Genomic DNA, 10,469 nt, shown 5'->3' with positions numbered 1-10,469 from the left:
AATGACGAGAAAGACAACGGACAGGACATCACCATGACCATGACCCCCGAACAGGCCGCCTGGTTCCAGGGCACCTTTGCGCGGCTCGTCGACAACGTCGACCGCGCGCTGCTCGGCAAGCGCGAGGTCGTCGGGCTCGTGCTGTCGGCGATGCTCGCCGAGGGCCACGTGCTGCTCGAGGACGCGCCGGGGACGGGAAAGACGAGTCTGGCCAAGTCGCTCGCCGCCACCGTGCAGGGCACGAGCAGCCGCATCCAGTTCACCCCCGACCTGCTGCCCTCCGACGTGACGGGCGTCACGATCTACGACCAGACGTCGCACCGCTTCGAGTTCCACAAAGGACCCGTCTTCGCGTCGATCGTGCTCGCCGACGAGATCAACCGCGCGTCCCCGAAGACCCAGTCCGCCCTCCTCGAGGTCATGGAGGAGTCGCGCGTCACGGTCGACGGCGTAACGCACGAAGCGGGTCGCCCGTTCCTCGTGATCGCGACGCAGAACCCCATCGAGCAGGCCGGCACGTACAAGCTGCCCGAGGCCCAGCTCGACCGGTTCCTCATCCGGACGTCGATCGGCTACCCCGATCTCGCAGCCGCCGAGCGCATCCTCGCGGGCGCGGCCGACCGCAACCCGTCGGCGCACCTCCCGGCGATCATCACGACGGGCGCGGTGGCCGACATGGCCGACCTCGCCTCGACCGTGCACGTCGAAGGCGCCGTGCTGCGGTACACCGCCCAGCTGTCGGAGGCGACCCGCACGGATGCCGCGACCCGCGTGGGCGTGTCGGTGCGAGGCTCGCTCGCCATGATCCGCATCGCGAAGGTCTGGGCCGCCGCCCAGGGCCGCCACTACGTCACGCCCGACGACATCAAGGCGCTCGCCGGCCCGGTGTGGACGCACCGCCTGGTGCTCGACCCCGAGGCCGAGTTCGCCGGCACGTCGGCCGAGACCGTGATCTCACGCGTGCTCGAGGACGTCGCGGCACCGCAGGCGAGGTCCGCGGCCTGATGACCACGGAGGCACTCGGGTCGGCGGCTCCGGCGACGGAGCGCCGGGAATGGTGGGCCGAGACGGCCGGCCGCGCCGCGCGATGGCTGCGCGGCGTGCTCGGCGTCGTCCGCCCCGCCGCCTGGGTGCTTATCGCCGGCGCCGCCGCCCTGTGGATCGCGGGAGCCACGCTCGGCTGGTGGGAGCTCACCGTCGCCGCGACCGTGCTGACGGTGCTCCTGGCGCTGTGCGCCCTCTTCCTCATCGGCCGCACGGCGTACGACGTGACGCTCGACCTCACGCGCACCCGGGTGGTGGTCGGAGAGCGCGCGGTCGGTGCGCTGACACTGTCCAACTCCGGCACCCGCGCCATCCTCCCGTCCCGCGTCGTGCTGCCCGTCGGGGCCGGTCGCGGCGAATTCGAGGTGCATCGCCTCGCCCCCGGTGCATCCGCCGAGGAGCTGTTCGCGATTCCCACGACCCGGCGCGCGGTGGTCGAGGTCGGACCAGTGAGCGTCGTGCGCGGCGATCCCCTCGGCCTCTTCGAGCGCGTGCACCGCAAGGACGAGCCCGTCGACCTCTACGTGCACCCGCGCACGGTCCTGTTCGACGGTCAGTCGCTCGGATTCCTCCGCGATCTCGAAGGACTGCCGGCGACCGACCTCTCGCGCGACGACGTCTCGTTCCACGCGCTGCGCGAGTACCAGCCGGGCGACGACCTGCGTCACGTCCACTGGAAGTCGACCGCGCGCACGGGAACCGTCATGGTGCGCCAGTACGAGGAGACCCGGCGCTCGCACTTCGTGATCGGACTCTCGACCCACCCCGGCGACTACCGCGACGACGAGGAGTTCGAGCTGGCCGTCTCGGCCGCCGGATCCCTCGGGCTGCGTGCTCTGCGCGACTCGCAGCGCGTCGAGGTGCGCGTGCAGGAGCGGGCCCTCCCGTCGGCGACGGGCAAGCAGTTCCTCGACTCCCTCTCGGGCGTCGTCCACTCGCGCCCGCGTGCGGGCGGCGTCGTCGACCTGGCGGGCGTCGTCGCCGCGACGCTCCCGCTCGCCAGCGTCGTCGTCCTGGTGTGCGGCAGCGGCGTCGGCGCGAACACGCTGCGCGCAGCCTGCGCACGCCTCCCCTTCGGCGCGCGCACGCTCGCCGTCGTCGCCGAGACCGGAGCGACTCCGGCACTGCGCCGCATCGGCGATGCCGACGTCGTGACGGTGGGCTCGCTCGATCAGCTGCCCGCCGCCCTGCGGAAGGTGCTCTCGTGACCGCGGGCTCCGCGCAGAGCGCGCGCACCGCGCTGCCGATGCGCCGGTGGGTGCTCGACCTGAGCGCGGTGGCGGCGCTCCTCGCCGTCCCGATCGCCGGGTTCTGGCCGACCTTCGCCGCACCGTCGTACCTGCCGGCGGCCGTGGGCGGCGCTCTGCTCGGGATGGGCCTGGCCGCGCTGTGCGCGTGGCTGCGGTGGGGCGTCCTGCCTCTCGCAGGACTGACGGTGGTCGCCTACTTCCTCTTCGGCGGGGCGCTCGCGCTCCCGCACACCGCGGCCGTCGGCGTCATCCCCACGATCGACACGCTGGGCCGGCTCGCGCTCGGCGTGGTCACATCGTGGAAGCAGCTGCTGACCACGGTCGCGCCGGTCGCGGCATCCGATGGTCATCTGATCGTGCCGTTCCTGCTCGCGCTCGTCGCCGCTGTCATCACGACCTCGCTGGCACTGCGCCTGCGCACGCCGGCGTGGGCGCTGATCCCCGCCGCGGCGTTCCTCGTCGCCCAGATCGCGCTCGGAACCTCGCAGCCCGCCGTCCCGGTCGTGCAGGGCGTCGTCTTCGCGCTCGTCGCGGCCGTGTGGCTGGCGGTGCGCCAGAGCTGGGAGCACGGCACCGGCGCGGTGCCGCTCGGCGATGACGCGACGCCGGTGCGCGGGGTGGCGGCCCGGCGGCTCCTGCTCGGCGGCGCCGTGGTCGCGGTCGCCGCGCTCGTGGGTGTCGGCGCCAGCGCGTTCGCCGCGCCGCAGAGCCCGCGCTACGTGCTGCGCGACGTCGTGATCCCCCCGTTCGACGTGCGCGCGTACCCCAGTCCGCTGCAGTCCTTCCGCGCCTACGTCCGCGACTTCCCCGACGAGCCGCTGTTCTCGGTGACCGGCATGCCCGAGGAGGCGCGGGTGCGGCTGGCGACCGTCGACGCGTACGACGGCACGGTCTACAACGTGTCCGACGAGGGCGCCGGCACGTCGAGCGCGTTCAGCCCGGTGCGCGGCAACATGTCGGCGCAGGCCGAGGGCACGCCCGCGACCGTGCACGTCGAGATCGACGCGCTGGAGGGGGTGTGGATGCCGGAAGTCGGCGCCGTCCGCAGCATCGCCTTCGACGGCGACCGGGCGGAAGACCTGCGGCGCTCGGCGTACTACAACGAGGGCACCGAGACCGCGGTCGTCACGCGGGAGCTCGGCGAGGGCGACGCCTACACGCTCGAGAGCGTCGTGCCGTCCACGCCCAGCGACGAAGCCCTCGAGGGCGACGACTTCGCCCCCGTCTCGCTCCCCGACCAGGAGGGCGTGCCGCAGGACATCGCCGAGATCGCGTCGGAGGCCGTCGCCGAGGCCACCACCCCCGTGGAGCAGGTGCGCGCGCTGCAGACGATGCTCGCCGAGGGCGGATTCTTCAGTCACGGACTCGAAGGGGAGGTCCTGTCGCGCGCCGGGCACGGCGCCGAGCGGATCTCCACTCTCCTGGGCTCCGACCAGATGGTCGGCGACGACGAGCAGTACGCGACGGCCATGGCGCTGATGGCCCGCGAGATCGGCATTCCGGCGCGCGTCGTGATGGGCTTCTACCCCGAGGAGGATGCCGCCGACGAGCCGGTGTTCACCGCGACAGGCGACACGCTCCACGCGTGGGTCGAGGTGGCGTTCGCGGAGCACGGCTGGGTCACGTTCGATCCCACCCCGCCCGAGGACCAGGTCCCCAACGACCAGACCACCAAGCCCCGCGCCGACCCCAAGCCGCAGGTGCTGCAGCCGCCGCCCCCGCCGCAGGAGCCGGTCGACCTTCCGCCGACCGTTCCCGACGACCGCGAGTCCGAGGACGAGAGCGCCTTCGACGGCGCGCTGCTCGCGCTCATCGCCGTCATCGTCGTCGGTGTCCTCGGTGTGCTCGCCCTGCTTGCCGCGCCGTTCATCGTCATCGGGGCGCTCAAGGCGGCGCGCCGCCGCCGCCGGAAGGAAGCCGAACGCGCCGCCGACCGCATCAGCGGCGGGTGGGACGAGATCGTCGACCACGCGAAGGACTACGGAACACCGGTCGCACCGGGCGCGACGCGCGCCGAAGACGCCGGAGTCGTCGAGGAGGCGTTCGCCGAGCCCCGCGTCACGACTCTGGCCGCGCGCGCCGATCTCGAGGTCTTCGGCCCGACCGAGCCGACCGCCGACGACGTGGCGGAGTTCTGGCGCCAGGTCGACGAGATCGTGGGCGGCATGGGTGCCGGCCGATCCGTCTGGAACCGCCTCGGCGCGCGCCTCAGCCTGCGCTCGCTGCTCGCCGGGACGCGCTTCGCGCTCCCCGCCCGAGCGCCCCGCGCACCGCGCCCGCCCCGCGAGGGCCGCGAGAAGTCGTCCCGCCGGGCACCCGAGCCCGCCGCCCCCCAGGAGAACGAATGACCGCCCGCCCGCCCGCCCCCGTCTTCGCCCCGCCCGGCCGACGCGTCGGCGCCTACGCGATCGACGCACTCGTCGCGGCAGCGATCGGCATCGCGACCGCCGCGCTCACCCTCGGAGCCGTGCTCGGCTTCGGCACCCCGGGCGACGCCGCAACTCTCGCGCTCGCGTTCGCCCTCGCCGCGGCCGCGGCCTGGGTCGCCCTGCTCGCCTGGTCGCTGGTCTGCACCGCGATGCAGGGCGGCCAGGGATCCGTCGGCCAGCGGGCCCTGGGTCTGCGCCTGCTCGACGCGCACGCACCCGTCGCGATCGGCTTCTGGCGGGCGCTCTGGCGCAACGTGGTGTGGGCGGCTTCGTGCGCGATCGTCGTCGGCTGGTTCACGCCGCTCTTCGACGCGAGTCCTCGCCGCCAGGGCTGGCACGATCGAGCCGCCGGTGCGCTCGTCCTCGACGTGCGGAGAGCGGATGCCGCGGCCGTCGCCGCGACCGTCCGTGCGTCCTCCGCCCAGCGCTCCGCCCCGCGCGCCGCCCGGCGCTCCGCTCCGCGCTCCGCCCCGGCCGCCCCCCAACCGCAGCCGTGGTTCCTCGACGCTCCCTCCGCCCCGCGGGTGCCCGCACCCGCGCTCGTGCCCGCCCACCCAGCGCGCCCCGCGGTCTCCGCGGCCGTCGCCGCGTCCGCGCCGACCATGACCGCCGCCGTCGTCCACGGCTCCGTGGCGGTGGCCGAGGCATCCGCTCCGTCCGTCCCGGTGATGTCGCCGACGCCGGCCACGCGCCCCGTGACGCTTCCCGCCCTGGACGACGTGCGCTCGGTCACGGTCCCGCCGCCGGCCCAGCGGGCCGCGCTGTTCGACGACGCGCCGGTGGTCGCGGTGCTCACGTGGGACGACGGCACCCGCATGGCGGTCTACGGACGCACCCGGTACGGCCGCAATCCGGCGGTCGAGCCGGGCATCGTGAGCGTCCCGGTGCGCGACGAGACCCTCTCGTTGTCGAAGACGCATTTCGAGGTCGGCGGCGACGCGCGCGGCGCGTGGGTCGGCGACCATCACTCGACCAACGGCACCGTGCTCGTGCGCGACGGGGGGCGGCATCCGCTCCATGCGGGTGTGCGCACCGCGCTCCGCGACGGCGACCTCCTCGAACTCGGCGACCGCATCGCGTCCGTGAGCGTGCCGCGATGACCTCCCCCGTGACCGTGGTCTTCGGATCGGCGACCGACCCGGGGCTCCGCCGCGCCATCAACGAGGACTCGTATCTCGCCGTCGCACCGCTGTTCCTCGTCGCCGACGGCATGGGCGGCCACCAGGCGGGCGAGATCGCGAGCGCCACGGTCATCGACGAGTTCGCCGGCTTCGCCGGACGCGACAGCCTCGACATCGACGACGTGCGGGCGGCTCTCGCCCAGGCGCGACGGCGCGTCGAGGCACTGCCCGCCGGCGAGGGCGCCGGTGCGGGCACGACGCTCACCGGCGTCGTGATCGCCGACGTCGACGGCGAGGGGTACTGGCTCGCGATCAACCTCGGAGATTCCCGCACCTATCGGCTGAGCGAAGGCGTCTTCGAGCAGGTGAGCGTGGACCACTCGGTCGTGCAGGAGCTCGTCGACGCCGGCCAGCTCGACCCCGAGGCTGCCGCGCGCGACACGCGGCGCAACGTCATCACGCGGGCGATCGGCGCCGGAAGCGACGGCGACGCCGACTATTGGCTCATCCCCGCCGAGCCGGGTGATCGCATCCTGGTGTGCTCGGACGGACTGTCCAGCGAGCTCGACGGCAGCGCCATCCAAGCCATCCTGACGGCCGAGACGCAGCCGCAGTCCGCCGCGACGCGGCTCGTGCACGAGGCCATGGTGCGCGGCGGACGCGATAACATCACGGCGCTGGTGGTGGACGCCACGGCCGTCCGCTCGCGGGCGAACCGCCCCGGCGATCACACGTCTCCGTCGGCGGCCGCCGCCACGGACCAGGTCGACGGCGACACGCTGCCCCGCGTCGTCGCCACGGGAGGGTTCTGATGCCGGTCCACTACTCGCCGGGCGTGCACCCGGTCGCGGTGACCCCGCACGGATTCGCCGCGCTCGCCGAAGACACCTCCCCCACGCTCGCCGCCCGCATCCACGCGCTCGTCGCGGAAGGCCGCGGACTGGGCGGCGTCCTCGAGGCGCTGACGGCTGCGTACGGCACGTCGCTGTCCGCCGTCCCCCCGTTCGCCGTCGCGCTCGCCGAGGGCGGTTCCGTGCGGCTCGTCGTCCGCGGCGCGTTCGCCCTTGACGTCGACGGTCCGGCGCCCGAGCGCGTGTCGGGGGAGGGCGTGACGACCTGGACCGAGCGCGTCGTCGCCGAGGCATCCCGTGTCTCGCTCGATGGGGGAGCGGATGCCGCGCCCTCCGAGCTTCCCGTGACCGACGGCGTGGTGCTCGCCGGGGCCCTCGTGTGGGTTCCGGCCGGGGCTGCGGAGGGTGCGAGCGCGGGTGCGGAGCCAGCGGGTGTCGCCGAGCAGAAGCCCGCGCCGAAGCGTGAGCCGACGCCGGTGGTCGCGCCTGCGGCCGAGCCGGAGCCGGAGCCGGAGGCCGAGCAGGAACCTGAGCTCGAGCCCGTCGCGGAGCCCGCACCGACGCCGGAGCCCGACTCCACGCCGGAGCCCACACCGACACCGGAGCCCACCCCGACCCCGGAACCCCAGCCGAGCCCGGAACCCGAGCCGAAACCGGCGCCGGGCGGACGCGCGGCGTTCGTCCCGGGCGGGCGGGCCGCGGCATCCGTCCCCCCGCTCTCTCCCACACCGCCCCTTGCCACCACCACCTCTCCGGGGCTGATCGACTCGGCCGCCGTGCTGTCGCTCGCCGACTCCGACACGCTGCTTCCCGCCGAGTCGACGCTCATCCCGAGCGACGACGAAGCCGAGGCGGCGGCGGCCGACGGCGCGGACGACCCGGTGCTCGAGGCGACCGTCGTGCGCGCGCCCGACGCGCCCGTCGTCCTGGGCGACCACGACGGCGAGACGATCTCGCTCGCCGAGGCCCGCGCGCAGCGCGCTGCGGACTCCGTGCCGCCGCTGGCGCCGCCGCGGCCGCCGGCGCCCGGACGCATCCGCGTGTCGTCCGGGCAGGTGGTCACGCTCGACCGCACGGTGGTGATCGGCCGGCGGCCCCGCTCGACGCGGGTGTCGGGCACCGATCTGCCGCATCTCGTCGCCGTCGACAGCCCGCAGCAGGACATCTCGCGCAGTCATGTGGAACTGCGGGTCGAGGGCGACAGCATCGTGGCCACGGATCTGCACACCACCAACGGCACGACGCTGATCCGAGCCGGCGTCGACCCGATGCGGCTGCACCCCGGCGAGGGCACGGTCGTCGTGCCGGGCGATGTCATCGACCTCGGCGACGGCATCACGGTCGCCATCGAGGAACTCGCGTGAGCAGCAGACGCGCGCCCATGGCGCCTCCCGACCTGCCGGGATTCACGTATGTCGACCTGCTCGGGTCCGGCGGCTTCGCCGACGTGTACCTGTACGAGCAGGCGCTGCCCAAGCGCCGGGTCGCCGTCAAGGTGCTGCTCACCGAGCGGATGTCGAGCGGCTCGGTGGCCGAGTTCACCGCCGAGGCCAACGTCATGGCGATGCTCTCGACGCACCCGGCCATCGTGACGATCTACCAGGCCGGCGTCGCGCAGGACGGCCGCCCGTACCTCGTGATGGAGTACTGCCCGAAGCCGAACCTGCAGGTGCGGTACCGGCGCGAGCCCTTCACGATCGCCGAGTCGCTGCGGGTCGGCGTGCAGGTCGCTGCCGCCGTCGAGACCGCCCACCGCGCCGGCGTGCTGCACCGCGACATCAAGCCGGCGAACATCCTCGTCACCGAGTACAACCGGCCGGCACTGACCGACTTCGGCATCGCGTCCACCACCAGTGCGGCGGCCGAGTCCGCGGGACTGTCGATCCCGTGGTCGCCGCCCGAGTCGTTCGCCGATGTGCCGCGCAGCGATCCGCAGTCCGACGTCTATGCGCTGGGTGCGACCGTCTACACGCTCCTCGCCGGTCGGTCGCCGTTCGAGCTGCCCGGCCAGCGCAACACCGCTGCCGAGCTGATCCAGCGCATCGAGACCGCGCCTCTTCCCCCTCTCGGCCGCGCCGACGTGCCGGCGTCGCTCGAGCACGCCCTCCAGCGCGCGATGTCGAAGTCGTCGGCTGATCGCTACGAATCGGCGATCGCCTTCGCCCGGGCGCTGCAGAAGGTGCAGATCGAGCTCTCGCACTCGGTCACGCCGGTCGACATCCTCGACGACGGCGTCGCGGACGACGCGGTGGAGGACGACGACGAGGGCCTCACGCGCGTGCGCGGGGTCGTGAGCATCTCGCCCCAGACCACGCCCGCCGCGGGTCGGACGCGGCCGTCCGCCGAGACCAGCCCCGCTGCCGAGCGCGTGCCCGCCGTTCCGCCGGTCTACGAGCCGGCCGATTCCCAGACCGTCATCCGCGCGACGACACCGTCGACCACGGCCCCCGAGACGCGCCGGCGCTCGCCGGCTGAGATCCCGCCGGCGGTGGACCACACCGTCGTGCGCGCCCCGGCATCCGTCGTGCCCGCTCCGGCTGCGGCATCCACGCCGTCCCCGCCGGCATCCGCGCCCGCCTACGCGCCGCCCGCCGAGCCGTCGGTCGCGGGCGAGACGGCCGGTGCGGCGCCGAGGTCGCGTCGCGGCCTGTGGATCGGGCTCGCCGCGGCGGCGCTCGTGATCGTCGCGGTGATCGTCGGCGTCTCGCTTCCCGGCATCCTCGGCGGGGCCGACCCCGTGCCGACTCCGGTCACCTCGTCCGACCCGAAGGACCCGGTGTCTGCGGTCGTGCCCGAGCCCGAAGACCTGGCGGGCACCGTGACGGGCGACGGCGTCGAGTTCACCTGGACCAACCCCGATCCCCGCGAGGGCGACCGCTACCTCGTCGGCGTGGTCACCCGCCCCGACGAGGAGCCCGACTTCGAGCCGATCGCCGAGACCGAGGCGACGGTTCCCGCCGACCCATCGGGAACGACCTGCGTGGAGGTGCTGCTCGTGCGAGAGAACGGCCAATCATCGGATGCCGTCAGGGGGTGCGCTCCGTGACCGCGCGCACCGACGAGTTGACCGTCGAGTTCGCGGGCGAGGCCTTCACGGTCGGTCCTGACGCGGTCTTCACCGTGGGGCGCGAGGGCGACCTCGCGATCGACGACAATCTCTTCCTGCACCGGCACTTCCTGACCATCGAGAACGTGCAGGGACTGTGGCTGCTCTCGAACGTGGGAACGCGCCTGGCCGCCACCGTCACCGACTCGGGCGGACGCGTCCAGGCCTGGCTCGCACCGGGCGCGCGACTGCCGCTGGTCTTCGCCGCGACGGCGGTGATCTTCAGCGCCGGGCCGACGACCTACGAGCTCACGATCAGCGTGGCCGAGCCCGCGTTCCGCGAGACGCAGCAGCTCGAGCACGACGACGGCCTCAGCACCATCGGCGACGTGCCGCTCACCCACAGTCAGCGCGTGATGATCCTCGCGCTCGCCGAGCCGGTCCTCCGTCGCGAGGGCACGGGCATGAGCGAGCTGCCCACCTCGGCCCAGGCGGCGGAGCGGCTCGGCTGGACGCTGACCCGCTTCAACCGCAAGCTCGACAACGTGTGCGACAAGCTCGACCGCATCGGCGTGCCCGGCCTGCGCGGCGGGGTGCGCTCGTATGCCACCAACCGTCGCGTGCGCCTGGTCGAGCACGCGATCGCCGCCCGCCTCGTCACCCGCGACGATCTGCCGCTGCTCGACCTGGAGCGCGAGTCCGCCGTCGACGACGACTGAGTCGCGGCC

General features: G+C 73.9%; 8 protein-coding genes. All 8 read left to right on the top strand.

Features of this window, described 5'->3' with window-relative positions; translation table 11 throughout:
* Positions 1 to 33 precede the first annotated feature (33 nt).
* Genes JX005_RS12965 through JX005_RS12930 form a run of 8 tightly spaced genes read left to right on the top strand, consistent with a single transcriptional unit; the run spans position 34 to position 10,460 of the window.
* Positions 34 to 1,005, top strand: coding sequence for an AAA family ATPase (locus JX005_RS12965; RefSeq protein WP_214467962.1), 972 nt, complete (start codon positions 34 to 36; stop codon positions 1,003 to 1,005).
* Entirely contained in the window at positions 1,005 to 2,252 is a 1,248-nt protein-coding gene (locus tag JX005_RS12960; RefSeq protein WP_214467961.1) for a DUF58 domain-containing protein, read from the top strand. The genes JX005_RS12965 and JX005_RS12960 overlap by 1 nt, the downstream gene beginning before the upstream one ends.
* A complete protein-coding gene (locus JX005_RS12955; RefSeq protein ID WP_307858585.1) occupies positions 2,249 to 4,642 on the top strand; it encodes a transglutaminaseTgpA domain-containing protein in 2,394 nt (797 codons plus the stop codon). Before JX005_RS12960 ends, JX005_RS12955 begins: the two co-directional genes overlap by 4 nt.
* On the top strand, positions 4,639 to 5,823 hold the full coding sequence (locus JX005_RS12950) for an RDD family protein (RefSeq protein ID WP_214467960.1): 1,185 nt from the start codon (positions 4,639 to 4,641) through the stop codon (positions 5,821 to 5,823). Before JX005_RS12955 ends, JX005_RS12950 begins: the two co-directional genes overlap by 4 nt.
* A complete protein-coding gene (locus tag JX005_RS12945) occupies positions 5,820 to 6,656 on the top strand; it encodes a PP2C family protein-serine/threonine phosphatase (protein ID WP_214467959.1) in 837 nt (278 codons plus the stop codon). Before JX005_RS12950 ends, JX005_RS12945 begins: the two co-directional genes overlap by 4 nt.
* Positions 6,656 to 8,059 (top strand): FHA domain-containing protein, encoded by a 1,404-nt coding sequence (locus tag JX005_RS12940; protein ID WP_214467958.1) that lies wholly within the window; start codon positions 6,656 to 6,658, stop codon positions 8,057 to 8,059. Before JX005_RS12945 ends, JX005_RS12940 begins: the two co-directional genes overlap by 1 nt.
* Positions 8,056 to 9,741 carry a serine/threonine-protein kinase gene (locus JX005_RS12935; RefSeq protein ID WP_214467957.1) on the top strand — a complete coding sequence of 562 codons (1,686 nt, stop codon included), beginning with the start codon at positions 8,056 to 8,058 and terminating at the stop codon, positions 9,739 to 9,741. Before JX005_RS12940 ends, JX005_RS12935 begins: the two co-directional genes overlap by 4 nt.
* On the top strand, positions 9,729 to 10,460 hold the full coding sequence (locus JX005_RS12930; protein ID WP_214467956.1) for a hypothetical protein: 732 nt from the start codon (positions 9,729 to 9,731) through the stop codon (positions 10,458 to 10,460). The genes JX005_RS12935 and JX005_RS12930 overlap by 13 nt, the downstream gene beginning before the upstream one ends.
* The last annotated feature ends 9 nt before the right edge of the window (positions 10,461 to 10,469 follow it).

Source organism: Microbacterium flavescens (assembly GCF_018588945.1).
GTDB classification, from domain to species: Bacteria; Actinomycetota; Actinomycetes; order Actinomycetales; family Microbacteriaceae; genus Microbacterium; species Microbacterium flavescens.
Note: the sequence above shows the minus strand (reverse complement) of the source record. Positions and strands in the feature narration are given on the sequence as shown.